18 protein-coding genes are annotated in these 21,927 nt (G+C 58.3%); 14 read left to right on the top strand and 4 right to left on the bottom strand.

Annotated features, from left to right (window positions below; translation table 11 throughout):
• Positions 1-17: 17 nt before the first annotated feature.
• Positions 18-1,823 carry an adenylate cyclase gene (locus G6L97_RS25705; RefSeq protein WP_174004266.1) on the top strand — a complete coding sequence of 602 codons (1,806 nt, stop codon included), beginning with the start codon at positions 18-20 and terminating at the stop codon, positions 1,821-1,823.
• A gap of 174 nt (positions 1,824-1,997) precedes the next feature.
• Here the strand turns inward: G6L97_RS25705 and G6L97_RS25700 are convergent, their stop codons facing one another.
• The 3 genes from G6L97_RS25700 to G6L97_RS25690 are packed head-to-tail and all read right to left on the bottom strand — an operon-like array spanning position 1,998 to position 4,440.
• Positions 1,998-3,020 (bottom strand): DUF2955 domain-containing protein, encoded by a 1,023-nt coding sequence (locus tag G6L97_RS25700; protein WP_174004268.1) that lies wholly within the window; start codon positions 3,018-3,020, stop codon positions 1,998-2,000.
• Entirely contained in the window at positions 3,010-4,116 is a 1,107-nt protein-coding gene (locus G6L97_RS25695; protein ID WP_113292224.1) for an HlyD family secretion protein, read from the bottom strand. Before G6L97_RS25695 ends, G6L97_RS25700 begins: the two co-directional genes overlap by 11 nt.
• Before the next feature lie 39 nt (positions 4,117-4,155).
• Positions 4,156-4,440: a hypothetical protein gene (locus tag G6L97_RS25690; protein WP_035200796.1), complete on the bottom strand. Its 285-nt coding sequence runs from the start codon at positions 4,438-4,440 to the stop codon at positions 4,156-4,158.
• Between the two features lie 426 nt (positions 4,441-4,866).
• On the opposite strand from G6L97_RS25690, the gene G6L97_RS25685 reads away from it, so the two are divergent.
• The 13 genes from G6L97_RS25685 (at position 4,867) to G6L97_RS25625 (ending at position 19,114) form a co-directional block, all read left to right on the top strand.
• Positions 4,867-6,126 carry an alpha/beta hydrolase gene (locus G6L97_RS25685; RefSeq protein ID WP_065687664.1) on the top strand — a complete coding sequence of 420 codons (1,260 nt, stop codon included), beginning with the start codon at positions 4,867-4,869 and terminating at the stop codon, positions 6,124-6,126.
• A 52-nt stretch (positions 6,127-6,178) separates the two neighbouring features.
• The gene (locus tag G6L97_RS25680; protein ID WP_113292222.1) at positions 6,179-8,344 is read left to right on the top strand and encodes a mechanosensitive ion channel family protein; all 2,166 of its coding nucleotides are present in this window, start codon (positions 6,179-6,181) and stop codon (positions 8,342-8,344) included.
• A 52-nt stretch (positions 8,345-8,396) separates the two neighbouring features.
• A complete protein-coding gene (locus tag G6L97_RS25675; RefSeq protein ID WP_013637556.1) occupies positions 8,397-8,828 on the top strand; it encodes a hypothetical protein in 432 nt (143 codons plus the stop codon).
• 65 nt (positions 8,829-8,893) lie between these two features.
• Positions 8,894-9,541, top strand: a complete 648-nt coding sequence (locus G6L97_RS25670) for a MarC family protein (protein ID WP_003516981.1) — start codon at positions 8,894-8,896, stop codon at positions 9,539-9,541.
• Positions 9,542-9,584: 43 nt separating this feature from the next.
• On the top strand, positions 9,585-10,058 hold the full coding sequence (locus G6L97_RS25665) for a hypothetical protein (RefSeq protein ID WP_013637555.1): 474 nt from the start codon (positions 9,585-9,587) through the stop codon (positions 10,056-10,058).
• Positions 10,059-10,428: 370 nt separating this feature from the next.
• Positions 10,429-11,580: a transporter substrate-binding domain-containing protein gene (locus tag G6L97_RS25660; RefSeq protein ID WP_060641975.1), complete on the top strand. Its 1,152-nt coding sequence runs from the start codon at positions 10,429-10,431 to the stop codon at positions 11,578-11,580.
• 12 nt (positions 11,581-11,592) lie between these two features.
• Positions 11,593-12,201, top strand: coding sequence for an ANTAR domain-containing response regulator (locus G6L97_RS25655; RefSeq protein WP_003516987.1), 609 nt, complete (start codon positions 11,593-11,595; stop codon positions 12,199-12,201).
• Positions 12,202-12,450: 249 nt separating this feature from the next.
• On the top strand, positions 12,451-13,701 hold the full coding sequence (locus tag G6L97_RS25650; RefSeq protein WP_013637553.1) for a transporter substrate-binding domain-containing protein: 1,251 nt from the start codon (positions 12,451-12,453) through the stop codon (positions 13,699-13,701).
• A gap of 156 nt (positions 13,702-13,857) precedes the next feature.
• Positions 13,858-14,751 (top strand): urea ABC transporter permease subunit UrtB, encoded by an 894-nt coding sequence (urtB, locus tag G6L97_RS25645; protein ID WP_013637552.1) that lies wholly within the window; start codon positions 13,858-13,860, stop codon positions 14,749-14,751.
• Position 14,752: 1 nt separating this feature from the next.
• Positions 14,753-15,892 (top strand): urea ABC transporter permease subunit UrtC, encoded by a 1,140-nt coding sequence (gene urtC / locus G6L97_RS25640; RefSeq protein ID WP_013637551.1) that lies wholly within the window; start codon positions 14,753-14,755, stop codon positions 15,890-15,892.
• 1 nt (position 15,893) lies between these two features.
• Positions 15,894-16,643 (top strand): urea ABC transporter ATP-binding protein UrtD, encoded by a 750-nt coding sequence (urtD, locus tag G6L97_RS25635; RefSeq protein WP_013637550.1) that lies wholly within the window; start codon positions 15,894-15,896, stop codon positions 16,641-16,643.
• A complete protein-coding gene (urtE, locus tag G6L97_RS25630) occupies positions 16,643-17,338 on the top strand; it encodes an urea ABC transporter ATP-binding subunit UrtE (protein WP_003516996.1) in 696 nt (231 codons plus the stop codon). The genes urtD and urtE overlap by 1 nt, the downstream gene beginning before the upstream one ends.
• Before the next feature lie 24 nt (positions 17,339-17,362).
• Positions 17,363-19,114: a nitrilase-related carbon-nitrogen hydrolase gene (locus tag G6L97_RS25625; RefSeq protein ID WP_065687646.1), complete on the top strand. Its 1,752-nt coding sequence runs from the start codon at positions 17,363-17,365 to the stop codon at positions 19,112-19,114.
• 414 nt (positions 19,115-19,528) lie between these two features.
• On the opposite strand, the gene G6L97_RS25620 is transcribed toward G6L97_RS25625, so the two are convergent.
• The gene (locus tag G6L97_RS25620; RefSeq protein WP_174004270.1) at positions 19,529-21,925 is read right to left on the bottom strand and encodes an aldehyde dehydrogenase family protein; all 2,397 of its coding nucleotides are present in this window, start codon (positions 21,923-21,925) and stop codon (positions 19,529-19,531) included.
• Between the last annotated feature and the right edge of the window lie 2 nt (positions 21,926-21,927).

The raw sequence follows: 21,927 nt of genomic DNA, 5'->3' as shown, positions 1-21,927 counted from the left end.
GGGGACGGGAGGCGGCTATGCAGACGACGGTGTCCACGGCTTCAACTGCAGCACGAGACCCTCCGGGAGTAGAGGAAATCCGGTCGCAACTCGAACGCATCGTCGCGAGCGCGGAGTTTCCCGGCTTGGGGCGAAGTGCCGCATTTCTGCGATATGTTGTCGAGGAAGCCATCGCCGGGCGGGCCGCCCGCATCAAGGGTTACTCCATCGCAATTGAGGTATTCGGCCGCAATGAAAGCTTCACGCAGGACGATCCGGTCGTGCGGATCGAGGCCGCGCGTCTAAGGCGTTCGCTAGAACGTTATTATCTGGTGGAAGGTCACAAGGACCCGGTCAGGATCGACATACCGAAGGGCGGATATGCCCCGGTGTTCTCATTGAATACTGCGGTCGTTTCCAAGAAGGTCGATAATGGGTCCGTTCCGGCATCACAGCTATCGCCGATGGTCCGATGGTGGAGCGTGAGGCGGCTTTCACTTACTTGCCTTGCCCTGCTTACGGCTGCGTCTGCCTATCAATTCTCAAGTCACTCAAGATTGGCGCCAACAGAACAGTTAGCCGAAAGCACGGCTCCCGACAGACCCGCCCTAATTGTGGCTCCTTTCGCCAATTTGGGCGATGGACCAAACGCCCAGTTATACAGCCTCGGGCTTACGGAGGAGCTTCTGACTGCCCTGCCCCGCTTCAAGGAGATCAAGGTCTTTGGTCGCGAGACGTCCAAAGCGCTGCCGTCGGACGTCGGTGTATCCAAAGTTAGGGAAGAGCTTGGGGCCCGTTATCTTCTGACCGGGGGTGTGCGAACTGCTGGAAACAGCCTGCGCGTGACAGCCCGTCTTCTGGACACCGACGATGGCGAAATAGTCTGGTCCCGGGATTATGACAACGATCTCGGATCGAAAGACCTGTTTTCCATACAGGCGGACGTGGCCAGAAGAGTCGCCACCGCCATTGCGCAACCATATGGTGTGATGGCACAGGCCGACACCGCAAATCCTCCACCGCAGGATCTTGGTGCATACGAATGCAGCCTGCGCTTTTACGCATATCGTAGCGAGCTCAGCCCCGAAGAGCATGCACACGTTCGCGAATGCCTGGAAACATCCGTTGCGCGGTATCCGACCTTTTCCACTGCCTGGGCGATGCTATCAATCATCTATCTCGATGAAGACCGCTTCAAATTCAATAGGGGCCAAGGTCCGGAAACACCATTACAGCGGGCGCTTCGCGCGGCGCGGCGGTCGACCCAGCTTGATGCGAGCAACACGCGAGGGCTTCAGGCGTTGATGATGGCCCTGTTTTTCAACCGGGAGCTTACCGAGGCGATGCGAGTAGGCGAAGTGGCCCTCGCTACCAACCCCAACGACACCGAGTTGATGGGCGAGTTCGGCACCAGACTAGCCCTTGGCGGCCAGTGGCAACGGGGAGCCAACCTGCTTGATCAGGCTATCGCACTCAATCCAGGCGGCAGCGGCTATTATAACGGCACACGCGCTCTTGCAGCCTACATGCTCCACGACAATTCAACCGCCGTCCGCGAGATCACCAAGGCTGATATGCAAAAATTTCCGCTGTTTCATGCGGTTGCGGCGGTCATATACGCAGATGCCGGAATGATGGATCAAGCCCGGCACGAGGCAGAGATTTTCGTTCGAATGCGCCCGGACTTCCTGCCAAACGTCGTTGAAGAACTGGCGATGCGGAACGTACAGCCAGGTGATCGTGACCGACTGGTAGAGGGACTTCGCAAAGCCGGAATGCTGCCTCCCAAGGTTAAAGAACCCGCTGCGATAACCATCAGTGCTTCGGATTTGCAGCCGCGCTAGCGCAGAGGCTTAATACGCTGAAAATCGAAATGCCGCCCGCTGCGACGTACCAAACGGGCAGGTAGGAAAGGTGACGCCAATATCTCTTTCCTTCAGGCCTTTTTCGAACGCCCACATCTTACGCGGATACTTCCAGATCCACGCACCGCTGTAGAAATCAGACGAGCTGCGTTTTCATGGGTTTATCCTTCTCAGGTGCGGCCTTCTGGGCCACAGAATGGTGGCGAGCAACAGAGTGTAGGTCAAAGCAAACGCGATATAGACAATGCGGGTGGCGAAGCTTTCCGCAGCACTGCCAGGCAGGGGCGACACACCGAGCCCGAACAGGATAAGGAAAATCGTCAGTGCACCGGCAAACATCGGCGCCTCCCTGGTACGAGCTGCTGCCCGACCTCCCAGAAAGAGGGCAACGACAAGGACAATCAGAAAGATCGAGAACAGGTTGGGGCGAAGCGTGAGGATCGCATAAGCTAAAGATGCGAGGACGCCGCCGAATAGATTGACCATTATAAGCCCAACAGCTGCCCGCGTGCTTGCGGCGACGTCGAGCTGGCCGAGTAAGGATGCAACGGTGATCGGAATGACCGCCGCGGCCGTCAGATTGTCGCTCGTCAGGCAGATCACGACAGATGCCAGCAGGATCAGCGTATTGGCCAATGCTCTCAGCAGAGCCGGCGGCTGGTCGAAGGATGGCGCGGCACTTCCGTCCAGAAATACCGGTTCGGGAAAGATCGCATGGGCGAGCCACATCAAAAGCGTGCCCGACAACACGCCACCAACAAGAATCGAGAGGATGGAATTGGCCAACTCATCGTTCAAAATACCGAGCAGCGGAACGATGATCGCGACCACCAACACCAGAAAGACCGCAGGCCCGCCCTTTCCCGACGCCTGTAAGGCAAAACACAGGAAATAGGTTAGCCCCAGAAGCAGGAGAAAGGGAACAGGACGATTGCCGAGGCTGCTGGTCAAGATCATCATCGCCATTCCCGCGACCAGAATGACGAGCGCCGCGCCAAGTGTCTTGGCAAGCGGCATCGGTCGAGAGCTTCCCAGCAGAAATTGCGCGGCGAAAAGCGGCCCGAGGAACGGAACAAAGGCCCCCCAATACACCGCCAGCACAAAGCCGATCGAAACCGCAAGAGCGACCCGCAATCCTTTTCGTTTCTGCTGGGCGGCGGTGCTGTCAGTTGACATAGGTGAGCACCGACATGATACGGATCCAGAATGATCCCCAAGCATTGGTGACCGGATTGTTACCGGTATAGATGATGACGGTCGCCTGCGAACCGTAGCGCACGCCGCCCTTGGGTCTTTGAGCTTCATCGATATTGAGACGGACCGGAAACCGCTGCGCTTCCTTGACCCAGCCGCTGTCACTGCGCATGGTTGGCAACCCGGTGCTCGGATCCGTGCTCCCTTGCGAGACACCGAAGCCGACGCTTTCTACCGTGGCAGGGAACAGTCGGCCTGGAAGGGCATCAAAAAGGATTTCCGCCCTGTTGCCGACGACGACATTTTCGAGGCTGTTCTCCTTGAACGCGGCATTGATCCAGATGGTGCCCACATCGATAAAGGTCATGGCCGGTTGGCCGGCTGGCAAGACCTTGCCACTGGTGAGCTGAAGGTTTGTCACGACCCCGGACGAAGGCGCCCGCACTGTGGTATGCATCAGGTCCAGCCTGGCCTTCTCCAATCCCGCAAGAGCTGCGCGCAGTTGCGGATTGTCGTTTCCGGAAGGGCCGAGCTGCTCGCGGGCCTTGGTGAGATCAGCCTGCGCACCGGAAACCGAGGCCTCTGCCTGATCGAAGGCAGATTTGGCGGCGTCGAAACGGGCTTTTGAAAACACGCCGTTTTTGAGGAGTTCGGAGGCCCTGGCATATTGGTCGCGAAGGTTGTCCCTGTCGGCACGGATCTGGACAAGCTTTGCTTGGGCGGCATCCACCGCAGCGGTCGATGCGCCGATTGACTGGCCGACACTGGCCAGACCGGCCTCCGCCTCGTTCACGGCGAGTTGGTAGCGCTGGGGATCAATTCGGAACAGGATCTGGTCGGCCTCCACCCGCGTATTGTCGTTAACGCCCACTTCCACGACGCGACCTGTGACTTCAGGCGCTATACCAACGACATACGCCTGGACCTGCGCTTGAGATGTTGATGGTGTCCGCCGCTCCATGAAGATTGACAGCACGAACAGGACCAGCGCCAGACAAACGACAGCGAAAGCGATCCTCCGCAGGGGATTGCGGGGTGGCGGGGTAGTTACAGGCTCGTGTGATATCTCGGAAGCCACGATCTCGTTCCTTCGAAGTTAACTGCCCATCCGGCGGAATTACACCGGGCGCGGACCAGGTGAGCGATGAAGAGAGACAACGGTGGCTCGGGCGAGAGCATCTTCAATCTCTCTGCCAAGGGCCGCCAACAATTCCCTGTATTCGGCCACACGGTCATCTCGGACTGGATCGGAAGAAGCCGCCTCCCATCTTGCCAACTCCGTCTGGGCTTCGGCAAAATCCTGGCAGATTTCACAGAATATGACGTCCCGCGAGGCAAGCTCGTTGATGGCCTGAACTCTTGTGGGAAACCGCAGCCTGACCGCAGCCACACCTTCATCCATTGTCCTCTCCCACCGTCACAGCGTCACGGCGACGCCGAATGTCTCGATGGCATATTCTTTGATGAAGCGCGGCTCGTGCAGTATGTTACCGTAATATACGCTGGTGCGGTCAACTTACCGGGGTCGGATTGCAGCACCGTCAAGGCCTCGCATGTTTTACCACGCTAGCGAGCGGGCGAGAAAGACGACGGTTACGGGGCCGCGTGTGATTGTCTCTGGCAACTTCCACACTTTCACGCATTCAGATGACGGCATCGTCCGCCGGATGCCCGTAACATACCCGATGTTACGGGAAAACAGCCCGTCATTCGCATAGGTTTTTTGTGCGCCGACGTGGCGAGGACAAAGCTGTGACAAATGGCGGCGGGCGATCTGGTGAACGGCAACGATACAAGGGACCTCCGTAACGGACGCTTTCCATATCGAATGGGAAGGCTCCCTTTTTGTGTGATGTTCGCAGCTCTCGTTGGTTGCGGCGGCCACGCGAAAAACGTTCTTGTCCCTGTTGCCGATAGCGCCCCCGCATCCACCAAGGTGGACATGCTGATCACAACAACGCGTAGTCGCTCCGCGAACAAAGGCGAGATGTTTACGGGTGAACGCGCAAGGGATGCGGCCTTCGCGGAGATCACCGTGTCCATCCCTCCGGGAAATGTCCGCAAGATTGGTAATGTTGCCTGGCCGAAAAGGATTCCTCCCAATCCAGCCACTGATTTTGCGACGTTAAAGGCACAGGAAATCAGCCGCGACGATGCCCGGAAATGGCTGAGCGCTTCCGTCAGAAAGAGCCGTGACGGCAGCGTGCTGGTCTTCATTCACGGCTTCAACAATCGATTTGAAGACTCGGTCTATCGCTTTGCCCAAATCGTCCAGGATTCCGGCGTAGCGAGCGCTCCCGTACTGGTCACCTGGCCGTCGCGCGGAAGCCTGCTTGCGTACGGCTACGACCGCGAGAGCACCAACTATACGCGCAATGCCCTGGAGTTGCTTTTTCAATATCTGGCCAGGGATAAGCAGGTGAAGGAAGTTTCGATCCTTGCTCATTCCATGGGTAACTGGCTCGCGCTCGAGGCGCTTCGTCAAATGGCCATTCGCAATGGAAGCCTTCCGGCCAAGTTCAAGAATGTGATGCTCGCATCTCCCGACGTCGACGTCGACGTCTTCCGGCAACAGATCGCCGACATGGGCAAAAAGCATCCGAAATTCACTTTATTTGTCTCCCGGGATGATCGGGCATTGGCCGTGTCCCGCCGAGTGTGGGGCAACGTCGCGAGGCTTGGCGCTATCGACCCTGAGCAGCCTCCCTACAAGAGTGAATTGGCCGAAAGCCAGATCTCGGTAATCGACCTCACCATGATCAAAGCCGGGGACAGCCTCAACCACGGGAAGTTCGCGGAGTCGCCAGAGATCGTCCGGCTGATTGGAGCCCGGATTTCTGATGGACAGACTTTGACGGACAGCAAGATTGGCCTTGGAGATACGATCCTTGCAGCAACAACCGGCACGGCAGCGGCAGTGGGCAGTACCGCAGGGCTGATCCTTGCCGCTCCGGTTGCCGTCGTCGATGCCGACACCAGAGACAATTATGCCGGGGGCGTTCAGTCCCTTCTTGGTTCAGGTGGCACGACACGCAAATCATCGCACTGCAACACACCGAACACTTCGACTGAAGCATGTCATCACTAGCGGGTCGAGCGTCCTTCGGAAGGGCGCCGAGGTACCACAACAGGGACAGACAATGGTAATGCGCCTGAAATTTTTGCTGATGAAAATATCTCGCACGTCTATTGCGGCGATGCTCATCCTTTTCGTTGGCATCTCAGCCGTAGCAGCGCAAATGCCTGACGCGCCCGCTCCGGCGGAACAACCACCCAATGTCCAGCACTTCATCACCCTAATGTCGGATCCCGATGTTCAGAAATGGTTGCAGCACGTCGCTCGTGGAGCGAATCCTGAAGCGCCGCCTTCGACCAGCGCAGAGGCGGGTCCCTCGTTTGCCGCATCGACAATGCGTTTCCGCGCCCATGCCGCCGCAATGGTCGACGCTGCACATTCTTTTCCGTCCGAAGCAATGCGTGGCGCCGCTTTACTTGAGCAGGACATCAAGACGATTGGCGGGACCCGGCCCATCGTGCTGGTGGTCGCGTTTGTTGTCGCAGGACTTGCCGCTCAATGGGCATTTTGGTGGATCAGTGCTGGCTGGCGGTCATGGATGGCGGAAGCCTCGTTCACGACCGTTTGGCACAGGATTATTGCCATAACCGCCCGGCTGCTCTGGGCGGCTTTTTACGTGCTGTCGTTCGGGCTGGGCAGCATCGGTTTCTTCCTGCTTTTTGAGTGGCCACCGATCGTTAGGGAAATCGTCGTCGGCTTCCTGTTCGCTGTCGTCATTTACCGCCTCGCCAGCGCAGTACTGGATGTGTTTTTGGCGCCACGCTCGAACGAGAAAGGCCGTTTCCGCGTGGTTCCGATCTCTGACGAGACGGCAGGTCACTGGGCAAAACGACTGAGCTATCTCGTGGGTTGGTACGCCTTTGGCTGGGTGACCATTCGGCTTCTCGGTACGCTTGGCCTATCGATCCCGGCGCGGCAGCTCGCGGCCTACTTCCTGGGTTTCATTCTTCTCGGCATTGCTATCGAGGCCATATGGCGACGCCCGCCTCATTCCTCCACGTTACAGGGCAGCCGGATTGGATTGAATGGTCGCAACTGGCTTTGGACTGCCTATTTAACCGGTATCTGGTTGCTCTGGGTGGCGGGCGCGACGACGCTTTTCTGGATTATGGTCGTCTGCGCCGCATTGCCAGGCGCGATCGTTCTTACCAAAGCATCTATAAACAACATTCTGCGCCGCTCCGGCGCTGAAGAGGATGGTCATAAACGTGTCACAGTGGTTTCGGTTGTCGTCGAGCGTGGGATAAGGGCAGCCCTGATCGTTGCAGCCATCCTCTTCCTCGCCGATGTCATGGACGTTCGACTGACCGAGATGACGATGCAGGATTCACCCGCGCTACGGCTCTTACGTGGAGTGCTAAGCGCCGGCATCATTCTCCTCGTCGTCGATCTGGCATGGAATGTCGTTAAAGTGCTGATCGATCGGAAAATGGGAGACACGGAAGCCGCGCTTGAGATTGGAAGCGAGCGGGAGCGGCGGCGTACCCGTTTGAGAACTCTTCTACCGATCCTGCGCAACTTCGTCATGATCCTTTTTGCAGCGATTGCGATCATGATGGCCCTGTCTTCACTCGGAATCGAGATCGGACCATTGATCGCCGGTGCTGGCGTCGTAGGCGTCGCCATTGGCTTTGGTGCGCAGACCGTCGTCAAGGACATCATCAGCGGCATGTTCTATCTACTCGACGATGCATTCCGGATTGGTGAATACATTCAGAGCGGCAGTTACAAAGGAACCGTCGAGGCGTTCAGTCTCCGCTCGGTCAAGCTTAGGCACCACAGGGGCCCGATATTCATCGTCCCATTCAGTGAACTGGGTGCCGTCCAGAACATGAGCCGCGACTGGTCAGTGGTCAAATTCCTGCTGTCCGTGTCCTACGAATCCGACGTCGCCCAGGTCAAGGCAATCACCAAAGCCGTGGGCAAAGCCCTGTACGATGACCCCGAATTCCAGCCGTTCATTATTGAGAACCTCAAAATGAAAGGCGTCGAAGAGATCACAGACATTGGAATAAAATTGAGCTTTGGGATGACGTTGAAACCTACCCAACTGCAATCGGCCATCCGTCGCAGAGCTTATGCAATGCTGCGGGAAGCATTCAACGCCCAAGGCATCAAGATCGCCGTTCCGACCGTGCAAGTCGCAGGCGGAAAGGAAGAGGGTCTTGCTGCCGCTGCCCAACAGGCGCTGGCAAAACACAACGCCGTGACCGTGCCCGGGCCAGCTTGATCACGAAGTGAACCAGGCGAAACGCCATCAAAGATCACAAGGAGGATATGAAATGAAAACCTCAAAAATCGTATCACACCTACTCAGCCTGATCGCCGTGCTGATGCTGATCAGCATACCGGTTCTTTTACCCTCGACCGCTGAAGCCCGTCGTGGGGCTGCAGCCTGCGGCCCCCGAGGCTGCGGTGTGGCGGCGTGCGGACCGCGCGGTTGCGCTGCTGCCGGACGTCGTCATGCACCCGCATATCGCCCTGCCCATCGGCCTGCGGCCCCGGCCTACCGGCCAGCGCGGCGCGGCGTTGTCGTTGTTGCTCCCCGCCGCTACTGGCGGCCGGGCGCCGCGATAGCTGCAGGCGCAGCCATTGGCGTCGTCACCGGTGCAGCAGCTGTCGCACTGGCTGGTACACCGCCGCAGCCCGGCCAGTGCTGGTATTACACGTCTCCGGCCAAAACGACCGGCTTCTGGGACGTTTGCCCGCACTGAAACTGCTTGGCTGGGACAATCATGCTGCTCGCGCACGCGCAGATCATCAACGAAGGGGATCTTCCATGGACTTCAACACCATCGACGCCACGCTTGTCGGAAAGCTTCTTCTTTTGCTTTTGATCGGCATGGGTCCAAAAATTGCCCTCGTGCCGTTTCTTGAGAAAACCCATAGTTTCGACACCGCGACCAAAGTGCGCATCGGCCGCCAGATGGTACTGACAGCACTCGTCACAGCACTGATCCTCTTTGCGACCGGCGCGCTTCTGATGCGACTTCTCCACATAACCGGCGGCGCCGTCGCTGTGGCAGGTGGCATCATCCTTGCGCTCATAGCGATCAAGATGGCATCCGGACCGACGGAAAAGCCGCATGACGAGCTTGCCGATCCGATCGATCCGGACAAACTCGCAGTGTTCCCGCTTGCGGTTCCCTATTTGCTCAACCCCGTCGGCATAACCGTCATAATCCTGGCGTCTGGCGAAGTTGTCTCAGTCGCCAGCGCGGTAGTTGTCGCTGTTCTGATCCTGATTGTCGCTGCTTTCGACTATGTCGTTTTTACCAATACCGACAAGCTGTCCAAACACATGAAGCCAGCGAGCATGGTCGTCTCAGAGGTCGTGTTCGGGATTTTGCTGACCGCTGTCGCAGTCCAGCTGATTGTCAGTGGGCTAGGGCGTCTAGGGATCATTGCGCCGGCGGTGGGCCATTGACCCATAGGGCGCAGCCTCTCCAGGCGGCTCGAAGGGAATGCGCATGATGACTGATCGAAGGAAAAATGCTCTCGCTTACGGATCACTCATCGTGCTCCAGTCCCTGGCGGTCGCATTCCTGCTCCGGGTTATCTTCCCGATCTTTTACGCCGTCGTCACCCATCTTGGCGAACGCCAACAAGTGCCCGTGTCGACATTGCTCACAATCCTTGCGGTTGCGCTGCTTTTACAGGCAAGCTACTGGACAAGAATGCGTTGGGTCGAGGTCCGCGCACCGTTCCACTCCATATTCGTATCTCACCTCTTATCGTTTGCCGCACGCCTGGCCTTCCTGTTCGGAGGCGTCTTGTTCTCAACGATCTTCTTTCGACACTTGCCGGAATCCAACACGCTGCCTCCGCTTGGTCACACGGTTCTGCAGGGGGCTTTGATCCTGTTGGTACTGTTCAGTTTTTTTTGCTACTCCGTCGAACTTGAACGCCTTGCGAAGGCGATCGAAGATCCAGCTGAGACATAAATTGCCTCCGGTTACAGCTCAGCAATGTGGTGTTGGCCGCCGCTGTCGAAGCCGACTTGGCGGTGGAACCGATGTCCATATCGCGTTCCATCCAGGCTACCGAATAGCGCCGCGCGGATGAAGGGTAGTTAGACATCGCTCGGTGGAGCAAAGAGGGTGTGTGCGTATTCTCGATGCTCAGGCGAACACGCGGAAGAATTTTGATCCCATGATTTTAGATTTGCGAGTGTTTTCAGCTCTCCTCTATGTTGCCACCGGACAAGGAAACTGACATCATCGTTTTGCAGGCTTCAACGGGCCGCTGATATTCCATGAGCAGGGTAGCTCTCGACCGGAAACGGGCGGGAGCTTTTTTATTTTTTGGTGGGCGATGATGCATTCAGAAAGCTGGCGGGTCGGTGTGCTGTTCTCCGAGACGGGTGTGACCGGAGCCGTCGAAAAAACCCAGAGGTTCGCGACCTTGCTGGCGATTGACGAAATCAATGCGGCTGGCGGCGTCCTTGGCCGGATGATCGAGCCTGTCGCCTATGACCCTAAATCGACGCCCAATCTCTATAAGGAACTTGCGGTCAAGCTTTGCGACGAGGATCGGGTCCGGGTCGTTTTCGGTTGCCATATGTCTAGCACCCGCAAAGCCGTACTGCCCGTCATCGAAGCTCGAGATGCCCTGCTATTCTATCCGACACTGTATGAGGGGTTTGAATACTCTCGGCACTGCATCTACACCGGGGCCGCACCCAACCAAAACTCCGTGCAGCTGGTCGACTTCCTCACCAAGCATTATGGAAAGCGGGTTTTCCTTGTGGGTTCGAACTACGTCTACCCTTACGAATCCAACCGGACGATCAGCGATCTCTTTCTTCAGCTGGGCGGTCAGGTGCTGGACGAAATATATGTTCCTCTCAACCTAAAACCCGAAGATGTCGCCAAAATCATCCGGCATATTCGCGCGGCACGGCCGGATGTCATCTATTCGACAATCGTCGGCGACGGTATCATTCCCTTCTACACGGCGTTCAAAGAGGCGGGTTTTGATTCAGCGACGATGCCAATCGCCAGTCAGTCGACAAGCGAGGCCGACGTGATCCGGATGCGGCCGGAAGTGGCCGAGGGGCATATCACCGCGGCCCCGTTTTTCGCCTCCCTGAATACGCCTCGCGCGCGTGCCTTCGTCTTGGCTTACCAACAGCGATACGGCCAGCAGATGCTGCCGACCGCGCCGGCCGAAGCGGCCTATTTCCAGGTCTATCTCTATGCGGGAGCTTTGCAGCGGGCCGGTGGCGACGGGCTGGAGCAGCTTCTTCCAGCCCTTTACGAGGTCGAGTACGACGCTCCGCAGGGCGCTGTGAAGATAGACCGGCTGACGAACCACACCCATCTGTGGCCAAGGGTTGCAAAAGTAAATGCGCAAGGCAGCTATGACATCGTCCATGACCCGTCGCTGCGCGTGGCGCCAGATCCCTTCATGCGAGAATATCGCCCGGATCTGACGCAGCCGTTCCCACATCGTGTTCAGGTCTGAGAAGGAGCGACGATGTCTTTCGCCCTTCTCAGAGATTTGCGGGACCTCAAGGTTCTGGTGATTCATCCCCGGACATCCGAAGGAGAGTTTCTCGTTGATCACCTGCGCCGTATCGGTTGTACGGTCAGTTGCCTCTGGCCGGTCCCTGCCGAGTTGCCACACGGCACGGATGTCGTCTTTCTTGCCATGGAAGACGAGGCGCGACCGGAAATCGAACGCCTGCTGAAGTGCCTCCCCAATCCCGCTCCGACCATGCTCGCCATCGTCGGTTACGAAAATCCCTCCACATTGCAGATCGTTCTGGAAAGCGGCGCGCTTGCCATTGTCGAGAGACCGATCAAACCGTTCGGCCTGCTGACAAATCTCGCCATAGCGCGCAGTCTCTGGCTTGAGCGCCAAAGGCTCGTCAAGGAAGCCCGTAAATATAAGCGCAAGGTCTTGGGAGACCAGAAGCTTGCCCGGGCAAAGGCCATTCTCATGGCCAATCGCGGCACGAGCGAGAATGAGGCGTATCGTGAAATGCGCGAGCAAGCGATGGCTCGGCGGGTCCCAATCGATGAAATCGCCAATTCGATTATCAACGCCGAACAGCTCTTGCGCCCTTCCCAAAAACATGATTAGTTTTTGATGTGTTCCAGATGAACACCTCCGGCACATCCCTTCGTTTCGCGAAGCCATGTGCCGCTGTTGCACGCGGCGCAGCCGTGATGCGATGATGGCAAGGGTGCCCGCAGGCTGTGAAAAGCCTCGCGGGTTTTTTGTTATCTGCTGACAGTGAAGTCGGCCTTCCAGTATTTTTTCGGCATGAAAGCCTCGCCGTAGAGCCGGGCAGTGCCGTCGCGTGCGCCAATCAAAAAAAGGGGAACCAAGATGGTGTTCAACAGACGTGACTTTCTGAAAACCGCAGCCACAGCTTCCGCCGCACTCGCCTTGCCGGCGCTGGGCGGCCGGGCATTTGCAGCCGATGCTATCAAGGTCGGTGCGCTCTACTCCCAGACGGGCGGGCTTTCTGTCGCCGAGAAGCTTCTCGCCAACGGTGTCATGATGGCCGTGGCCGAAATCAACGCAGCCGGCGGCGTTCTTGGCCGCCAAGTGGAAGTCGTCGTCGAAGACGGCGCTTCCGATCCGAAGACCTTCAGCGAAAAAGCATCGAAACTGATCCTCAAGGACAAGATTTCCACCATCTTCGGCTGCCACACCTCTGCCAGCCGCAAGGCCGTGCTGCCGATCTTCGAACGGCGCGGCGCGATGCTGTTCTACCAGACGCACTATGAGGGCTTTGAGTGCTCGCGCAACGTCGTCTATTCCGGCGCCGTTCCAAACCAGCAGCTCTCCAACTACATTCCCTGGATTGTCGAGAAACTGGGCAAGAAGAAGTTCTTCATCGTTGGCTCCAACTATGTCTATCCGCGCGAGATGGCCAAGGTTTCCAAGAAACTGATCGAGGCGGCGGGCGCAGAATGGGTGGCGGACGAATATCTGGAACTTGGACACTCCGAATGGGCTGTCATGGTCAGCAAGATCAAAGAATCGGGTGCCGACGTGGTTCTTTCCAACGTGGTTGGCGACTCGATCATCGCCTTCTACCGCGAGTTCAAGAACCAGGGCCTCTCGCAGGAGGTCATCCCGATCTGCGCGACAGTGACCTCCGAAATCGAGATCGCCGCCATGGGCGCCGAATATGCGGCGGGCAGCTACACATCATTTCCATATTTTATGTCGATCGAAACGCCGGCCAACAAGAGCTTCATCGAACGCTTCAGGACCTTCGTCAACGATCCGAAGGCAGTGACATACCATTCGCTCGAGGCCGCCTATTTCCAGGTATTCCTGTGGAAGCAGGCAGTGGAGAAATCCGGCGATCTGTCCGCCGATGCTATCAGGGCCGGCATTCGTGGCCAGACCTATGACGCGCCCGGCGGCAAGGTGACCACCGACCCCGACAACCTGCATTGCTGGCTGACGCCGCGTATCGGCCAATGGCAGCCGGATGGACAAAGCAAGGTCGTCAACGCCTACCCGTCACCGATCAAGCCGCTGCCCTATTCGGCCTATGGCGAGACGGAAAGCAATCTTTTCTGCACCAGCAACGGTCTCGACGCAGCAAAGCTCAAGGGCTGACCCCTCTTTCCGCGTCCTCCCGCCAGCCATGCCTGGCGGGATCATGTCTCGGCAAGGCGGATCTGCGTTTTTTCCTCTGCTCGGTGCCAACCCGATTTTAGGGCAGGCAAGGAGCAGGACAAAGTCTGATCCGCCCTTCTCACGAACGGTGGCGTTATGCTCGACATTCTCTTTATCGGCCTCAGTCTCGGCTCAATCCTTCTTCTGGTGGCACTCGGTCTTGCCATCACCTACGGCGCCATGGGCGTCATCAACATGGCCCACGGCGAAATGGTCATGATCGGTGCCTACGTCGCCGTCCTCTCGGGCATCTGGCTGAAAACAGGCCTTCTGTTCGCAATTCCCCTGGCTTTTGTCGTGACCGCCCTGCTCGGCCTGGTGATCGAGCGGGTGGTGGTGCGCAGGCTTTACGGCCGCCTGCTCGACACGCTTCTTGCCACCTGGGGCATTGCCATCCTTTTGCAGCAGGCCGTAAGGCTCGAATTCGGCCTCAGCTTTTTCGGCATTCATATCGAGGGCCTGGGAGCCGGACTGCAAAACGTCGCCGTGCCTTCGTATCTGCAGGGCACCTTCAGGTTCGCCGGCGCCGACATCAACGCGTATCGCACCTTCATCATCGCGGTGACGGCCACGTTGACGCTGGCGACATGGTTCATTCTCTACCGGACGACAGCGGGCATGCAGGTGCGCGCCATCATCCGTAATCCAAAAATGGCCGCCGCTTGCGGCATCGATGTGAAACGCATCAATGCCCTGACTTTCGCCTTCGGTTCCGGCCTTGCGGGCGTCGCCGGCGTAATGATGTCCGGCTTCAAGACCGTTTTCCCCGACATGGGCACGACGATGGTCGTTGACGGTTTCATGGTCGTGGTGACCGGCGGGGTCGGCAGCCTTTTCGGCACGGCCCTGTCGTCAGGGCTTCTGGGCGAAATCAATGCGCTGGTGGCGATTGGAACGAACGACATTCTGGCGCGCGCCGTCGTCTTCGGGGTCGTCATCCTCGTCATTCTCGTCAAGCCCAGCGGGCTATTCTCGTTCAAGGGGCGCTAACATGAGCATCGAACGAAAATTCCAGATCGCCGCCTATGTGCTTTTCATCGCGGTGATTTTTGCAGCGCCGGTTTTCGGTGACGAATTCTGGCTGAACCGCATTTCGAAATATCTGGTCTACGGCATGCTCGGCGTCGCCATTGCGCTCACATGGGGATATGCCGGCATTCTCAATCTCGGCCAAGGGCTGTTTTTTGGCCTGGGCGCCTACATGCTCGCCATGTCGCTGAAACTGTCGAGCCTGACCAGTCTGCAACAGGGCTCCGACAGGCCGGTTCCGGATTTCATGCTGTGGAATGCCGAGCCCGGCGCGCCGACGGAACTTTGCTGTATCAACAAGGGCTCCTTCCTCTGGCTTCCGTTTCAGAGCCAGTCCGTGGGTCTCGTGCTTGGCATCGTGCTTCCCGTCGTGATCGCCGGGGCACTCGGCATGCTGGTTTTCCGCAAGCGTATTTCCGGTGTCTTTGTCTCGATCATCACCCTGGCGCTTGTTCTGCTTGTGCGTCTCGTCATGGTCGATGCGCAACCGGTGACGAACGGTTTCAACGGCCTGACCGATCTTGGCTGGCTGACGATCGGCGGCATCGAATTCGACCCCTACAGCCGGGCAACCTATTATCTGTGCGCCGCATGCCTGTCCCTGACGCTCATCGGCGCGCGTCTCATCGTGGAGACCCGTGCAGGTATGATCCTACAGGCGATCCGCGACGATCAGCTTCGCGCCCGCTATCTTGGCTTCGACGTCTCTCTTTACCAGGTATTCTTCTTTGTCATTTCTGCAGGCATCGCCGGCGTTGCCGGCATGCTCTATGTGGTCGTCGCGGAGTTCGCCTCGCCGACCTTCATGGACCTGTCTTTCTCGGTGACGATGGTCGTCTGGGCTGCCGTCGGCGGCCGCTCCTCCCTGCTCGGCGCCTGCATCGGCGCGATCCTGATCAACATGATCGAGGCCGAGGTCAGCGAGACCGAAGCGCTGGTCGAGGCCTGGAAAGCGATCATCGGCCTCATCTTCGTCCTTGTCGTCCTGTTCATGCCGCGGGGCCTTGGCGGCGTCGCGCACGATGTGCTGCGGCAGTTTATCCGCCGTGTCAAACCAGGCCCGGCATCCTCATCGTTACAGCAACAAAGCGAGGCATTGTAATATGAGTGCAATCGCATTGACCATCGACGGTCTCAGCGTCGATTTTGGCGGATTCAGAGCCGTCAACAATGTCAGCATTACCGTTCGCGATGGCGAGTTGCGTGTGTTGCTCGGCGCAAATGGCGCCGGAAAGACAACTTTGATGGACCTGGTCAGCGGCAAGACCCGCAGCACAAAAGGCAGGGTCTTCGTCTACGACACAGACATCACCAACTGGCCGGAACACAAGATCGCCCGCGCCGGGATCGGTCGAAAATTCCAGATCCCCAGCATTTTTCGCGATCTCACCGTGCGGCAGAATCTGGAGGTCGCCAATTGCCGCAATCCATCGGTGTTTGCCAATCTCCGGTTTGGATTTTCACGCGCCGAAGCCAAACGCGTCGATGAGGTACTCGCCCTCACCGGCCTCGAAGCGGAGGAGAATGTGACTGCGGCTTATCTCAGTCATGGCCAGACGCAATGGCTGGAACTGGGCATGCTCATCGTCCAGGATCCCAAGGTTGTTCTGCTGGACGAGCCGACGGCGGGCATGACCCAGGCCGAAACCCGCAAGACGGCCCAGATCATCAAAAATCTCAAAGGCCGCCACACCATCCTCGTCGTCGAGCACGACATGGGGTTCGTCCGTGAAATCGCCGAACGCATCACCGTTCTGCATCTGGGAGAGGTGCTCGCCGAAGGAAGCGTCGGGGATATCGAGAGCAATCCGAAGGTCCGCGAGGCCTATCTCGGTTCGAAAGGAATATCCTGATGCTGACATTGAAAAACGTACACAGCTACTACGGCCGCAGCCATATCCTGCACGGCGTCACGCTTGATATCCCGGCGGGAAAGGTAACCAGCATTCTTGGCCGCAACGGTACCGGCAAGACGACCCTGTTGAAAACCCTGATGGCGCTGACCGACCGTATGACGGGCGAGATGCATCTGCAGGGGAAAGACATAGGCTCATCTTCGACGCATATGAGGGCACGGGCCGGGATCGCCTACGTCCCCCAGGGCCGGGAGATCATTCCCGATTTCACCATCCGCGAGAACATCCTGATGGGCGCCTTTGCGCGCACCGATCGCAAACGCGAAATTCCGGCACTGGTGCCGGAGCTTTTTCCATACCTGATGGCCAACCTCGATCGGCCGGGCGGTGTGCTTTCGGGCGGCCAGCAACAGCAGCTCGCCATCGCCCGCGCACTGGCCGCGGATCCGAAGGTACTGCTTCTCGATGAACCCAATGAAGGCATCCAGCCCTCGATCGTCGAGGAGATTGAAAAGATCATCATCCGGCTCAATCGCGAGATCGGCATGACGATCATCCTCGTCGAGCAGAACGTTGCATTTGCGCGGCATGCCTCTCACCACTTCGCCATGCTGGAGAAGGGAGGTGTGGTCGCGGCCGGCGCCATCGACGCGCTCTCCGACGCGCTGGTTCATAGGCATATGGCTGTTTGAAAAGACGCATCCTTTCATAAGACAATGGGAACAATCATGACACCGACACAGAGCTACACCGCCGCCGCTATCCAGTTCGAACCGACCATGTTCGAAAAGGCGCGCAATATCAGCCGGCTGAGCGCCCTTTGCGAGGAAGCGGCGCAGGCCGGCGCCCGCCTGATCGTCACCCCCGAAATGGGGACGACAGGCTATTGCTGGTTCGACAGGGCCGAAGTGAAGCCCTTCGTCGAGGCGATCCCCGGACCGACCACCGATGTTTTCCAGGCGATTGCCCGCAAACACCGCTGCTACATCGTCGTCGGCATGCCGGAAGTCGATCCGGCGAGCGATCTCTATTACAATACGGCAGTTCTGATCGGTCCGGATGGCATCGTTGGTCGGCACCGCAAGTCGCATCCCTATATCGCCGAGCCAAAATGGGCCGCAAATGGCGACATCGTGCACGAGGTCTTCGAAACGGAGATCGGACGGATTTCAATGCTGGTGTGCATGGATCTGCACTTCTTCGAGACGGCGCGGCTGGAGGCTCTGGCCGGTGCCGACATCATATGCCACATCTCCAACTGGCTGCAGGAGCGCGCGCCCGCTCCCTACTGGATCAACCGCGCCTTCGAAAATGCCTGCTATGTCATCGAAAGTAATCGGTGGGGTCTGGAAAGAACCGTGCAGTTTTCCGGGGGAAGTTGCCTGATCGAGCCCGACGGAACGGTTGCCGCATCCATCGACACAGGCGACGGAATTGCCTATGGCAAGGTCGATCTTGCCCGTGCCCGTCGCCGCGAGGTCTTAAGCGAACCGGTCTTCAAGACGCGCCGGCCCGAGCTCTACATGAACATGATGACCAACAGTTTCACCTGGAACCCTGGCGATTATTTCCGCCTCTATGGCTATCAGCCAATCCCGCGCGGACGCAGATCGCGTGCAGCCGTTGCCCAGTTCGCGCCAACCTCGGTCATTGCAGACAATATTGCCCACATAACAAGGCTCGCAAACGAGGCTAAGGCGACAACGGCGCCGGACATTCTGGTGTTCCCGGAACTGTCGCTGACCGGACTTGAGGCCCCGCAAACGCGGGCGGAGCCGCTGTCTGGTCCCACCGTATCCGCCTTCGTTCGTCTGGCCATGAAGCTCGGCTTTTATCTCGTCGCCGGATTTGCCGAAGCGGACGAAGACAGGATCTATAACAGCGTGGTGCTTGCAGGGCCCGAGGGGCTGGTGGGCAGCTATCGCAAGACGCATCTGGGCGTCGCCGACAGTTGGGCAACGGCCGGCGACGAATGGAAAATCTACGACCTTGCCATTGGCCGGGTGGGCCTGGCGATTGGCCACGACGCGCTTTATCCGGAAGCCATCCGTTCGCTTTCACTCATGGGATGCGATCTTGTTGCCTGCCCTTCGGCGATCGCCGGCACCTTCACCGGCAGCCATGGCGGTACGAAAATCCCGCACAACTATCCGATCCCAAAGGGCGCCGATCCCTACCACTGGCATGCGCTTCGCGTTCGCGGCGGCGAGAACAACGTCTATTTCGCCTTCGCCAATGTGCTGGACCAGGAAAAGGGTTATCTGGGCAAGAGTGCGGTATTCGGGCCGGATTCCTTTGCTTTTCCACGTCAGGAATCGGCGATTCTGGATGAGGAGGGGATTGCCGCTGCGGCTGTCGATACCACCAATCTCGACACGCCATATCCGACGAACATCGTCCGGCGAAAAGACCTGGTCGTCATGCGTCAGCCGCATCACTATCAGCCTCTCGTCAAATGGCATCAGTAAAAGTCGGCACAATGTTGACATTCACGTTCACGCCCGTCCCGCAGATAATTGCGGGACGGGCTGCAGCGCAAGGCTTTCAAAGCTCAAGTCCAAGCTCGGAGCGCGTGTCCTGGTGATTTCCGACGGTGGGGTCGTCAAGGCGGGACTTGATCAGCCGCCCCTCGCCAGCCTCGCTCAGACTGGCGCTGGAACATCAATTTTCACTGGCGTCATCGCCGATCCGCCGGAAACCGGCAAGTCGCTGAAGCGCAGTCCCTCGTTCCGCTCGAAACCCAGAAGTTGCGCCAATGACTTTCCCAGGTTGACCAACAGGGCAAAGATGCGGTTGCAGCAATTAGTATAACTCAAAAAACCTACGGAGACCGTTGGCCTCCGTAAGCCATTTTGTCAGTTGTCGCCCGTGCACAATGCCGGTCAGGCTCCGTATGGCACCCAAATGTTCTTCACCTGGATCGCCCTGCGCAGATAATCACGACCCTGCGCTTCGGTGCGATTTAGCCAATCGGGCTGACGGCCATTATTGACCCAGGTGGCCTTCAGGTTGCCTGCAGAAGCACGCTCGACCATCGTGCTTCCCTCGGTCGAGCCGAAATACCAGACAGCCGCAACGTCATCATGCTCGGCGAGTGTCTTTGCAAGCAGATCGCTTTCGCCGGTCACAATGTTGATGACCCCGCCGGGCATATCCGACGTGTCCAGCACCTGGTAGAAATCACCGGCGATCAATGGATGGCGAGACGACGGGACCACCACAACGCGATTGCCCATGGCGATTGCAGGCAGCACCAGCGACACCAGCGACAGGAGGGGTGCCTCATCGGGGCAAACGATCCCGACGATGCCCCAGGGCTCGTTCATGGCAAGCGTGACGTGACGTGACTTGGTGGAGTGCACGGCGCCATCGAACTTGTCTGCCTGGGCGGCATAATAGGAAATACGGCGCAGAGATGCGTCGACTTCGTCCTTCGCCTTCTTTTCGCTGACACCGGTGCTATCGATGATGCGGGCGACAAATTCGTCACGCCGTGCATCGAGGTTCTCTGCAAGATAATAGAGCACTTGAGCACGGTTATGGGCGGTTGCGGAACTCCAGCTGCCTGCCTTGGACGCTGCTTCCACAGCATTGCGGATGTCCTTGCGGCTGCCTATTCCGGCCATGCCAATCACGGCGTTGCCCTTGCCGGTCACCGAATAACTGTAGCCACCGTCGGGGCGGGCTTGCTTGCCGCCGATATAGTTCTTCATGGTTCGATCAAGGCCATCGATCGCCATCTTGCTGTCAGCGTTCGGCAATGCAGATGGCGTGAAGGCTTCAGCGGGCTTTGTCACCGGCAGGCTCTTTTCCCAGTCTGCCGCCAGATATTCGTAAAGCCCCTCGCGCGCACCTTCGCGACCGAAGCCACTTTCGCGGTAGCCGCCAAAACCTGCACCGGCATCGAGCATGTTGGTGCAGTTGATCCAGACCACGCCTGCCTTGACGCGGGCGGCCAGATCAAGCGCTACATTGATGTTTTCCGACCAGATGGAGGCGGCGAGGCCGTAACGGGTGTTGTTGGCCAGCGAAACAGCTTCATCCGGCGTGCGGAAGGTGGTCGCCGCGGCGATCGGGCCAAAGATTTCCACCTGGCAAACCGTCGATGCCTGATCGACTTCGGTGAAGAAGCCGGGAGCGACGTAATTGCCGGTGGTCGGCAACGGGTTGGAACTCTGCCAGAGTTCACCGCCCTCTTCCACGCCCTTGCGTACCAGATCCGTGATGCGTTTCACCTGCGTGGCCGAAACAATCGCGCCGACATCGGTCGACTTGTCGAGCGGATCGCCGACCCGCAGGGTTTCCAACCGCTTTTTCAGCCGTGCATAAAATTTATCGGCAATACCTTCCTGCACCAGCAGGCGGGAACCGGCGCAGCAGACTTCGCCCTGATTGAACCAGATCGCGTCAACAACACCTTCAACCGCCGCATCGAGATCTGCATCCTCGAAAACGATGAATGGTGACTTGCCGCCCAGTTCCAGCGACAGCTTTTTGCCCGAACCAGCAATCTGCTCGCGAATAACGCGACCGACCTTAGTGGAGCCGGTGAAGGCAACCTTGTCGATGCCGTCATGGCCGCAGATTGCAGCGCCTGTCGAGCCATCGCCCTGCACGATGTTGACGACACCGGCGGGAAGGCCGACCTCGTGGCAGATTTCCGCAAAGGCGACAGCGGTCAGCGGTGTCAGGTCTGCAGGCTTAAGTACCACGGTATTGCCGGCAGCAAGCGCCGGCGCAATCTTCCAGGCCAGCATCAGCAGAGGGAAATTCCACGGGATCACCTGACCGCAAACACCGACCGGCGAGAAACCACGGAACTCGTCTTCCACCATTTCGGCCCATCCGGCGTGATGGTAAAAATGGCGGGCGACGAGTGGGATGTCGATATCGCGTGTTTCGCGAACCGGCTTGCCGTTATCCATCGTTTCCAGAACGGACAGGAAGCGCTCGCGCTTCTGTACATGTCGGGCAATAGCATAGAGGTAACGAGCGCGCTCGTGACCCGACAGCTTCGACCATTTTGCGAAGGCCGTGCGGGCGGCCTTGACCGCCTGATCGACGTCTTCCTCATTGCCGCGAATGATTTCCGCCAGCTTATCCCCGTTTGCGGGGTTTGACACGGAAATGGTCTCGCGGCCCTCGGGAGAAACGAACCGGCCGTTGATATAATGTCCAAACGAGCGTCCATGCGCGTCGAGCCACTGTTTCACATCACCATTGGCTTCGGGGGAAGGTCCATATTCCATGGTTTCCAAAATGTCCTTGATGGGTCGCATTT

The sequence above is a fragment of the Agrobacterium tumefaciens genome (genome assembly GCF_013318015.2).
Taxonomy (GTDB): domain Bacteria; phylum Pseudomonadota; class Alphaproteobacteria; order Rhizobiales; family Rhizobiaceae; genus Agrobacterium; species Agrobacterium tumefaciens.
The sequence above is the reverse complement of the archived record's forward strand: the minus strand, read 5'-3'. Positions and strand labels throughout refer to the sequence as shown.

Excerpts from the sequence above, each read along its gene's own strand:
- G6L97_RS25705 (WP_174004266.1), top strand. The coding sequence starts at position 18 with ATGCAGACGACGGTGTCCACGGCTTCAACTGCAGCACGAGACCCTCCG.
- G6L97_RS25700 (WP_174004268.1), bottom strand. The coding sequence starts at position 3,020 with ATGTCAACTGACAGCACCGCCGCCCAGCAGAAACGAAAAGGATTGCGG.
- G6L97_RS25690 (WP_035200796.1), bottom strand. The coding sequence starts at position 4,440 with ATGGATGAAGGTGTGGCTGCGGTCAGGCTGCGGTTTCCCACAAGAGTT.
- G6L97_RS25685 (WP_065687664.1), top strand. The coding sequence starts at position 4,867 with ATGGGAAGGCTCCCTTTTTGTGTGATGTTCGCAGCTCTCGTTGGTTGC.
- G6L97_RS25680 (WP_113292222.1), top strand. The coding sequence starts at position 6,179 with ATGGTAATGCGCCTGAAATTTTTGCTGATGAAAATATCTCGCACGTCT.
- G6L97_RS25675 (WP_013637556.1), top strand. The coding sequence starts at position 8,397 with ATGAAAACCTCAAAAATCGTATCACACCTACTCAGCCTGATCGCCGTG.
- G6L97_RS25670 (WP_003516981.1), top strand. The coding sequence starts at position 8,894 with ATGGACTTCAACACCATCGACGCCACGCTTGTCGGAAAGCTTCTTCTT.
- G6L97_RS25665 (WP_013637555.1), top strand. The coding sequence starts at position 9,585 with ATGATGACTGATCGAAGGAAAAATGCTCTCGCTTACGGATCACTCATC.
- G6L97_RS25660 (WP_060641975.1), top strand. The coding sequence starts at position 10,429 with ATGATGCATTCAGAAAGCTGGCGGGTCGGTGTGCTGTTCTCCGAGACG.
- G6L97_RS25655 (WP_003516987.1), top strand. The coding sequence starts at position 11,593 with ATGTCTTTCGCCCTTCTCAGAGATTTGCGGGACCTCAAGGTTCTGGTG.
- G6L97_RS25650 (WP_013637553.1), top strand. The coding sequence starts at position 12,451 with ATGGTGTTCAACAGACGTGACTTTCTGAAAACCGCAGCCACAGCTTCC.
- urtB (WP_013637552.1), top strand. The coding sequence starts at position 13,858 with ATGCTCGACATTCTCTTTATCGGCCTCAGTCTCGGCTCAATCCTTCTT.
- urtC (WP_013637551.1), top strand. The coding sequence starts at position 14,753 with ATGAGCATCGAACGAAAATTCCAGATCGCCGCCTATGTGCTTTTCATC.
- urtD (WP_013637550.1), top strand. The coding sequence starts at position 15,894 with ATGAGTGCAATCGCATTGACCATCGACGGTCTCAGCGTCGATTTTGGC.
- urtE (WP_003516996.1), top strand. The coding sequence starts at position 16,643 with ATGCTGACATTGAAAAACGTACACAGCTACTACGGCCGCAGCCATATC.
- G6L97_RS25625 (WP_065687646.1), top strand. The coding sequence starts at position 17,363 with ATGGGAACAATCATGACACCGACACAGAGCTACACCGCCGCCGCTATC.
- G6L97_RS25620 (WP_174004270.1), bottom strand. The coding sequence starts at position 21,925 with ATGCGACCCATCAAGGACATTTTGGAAACCATGGAATATGGACCTTCC.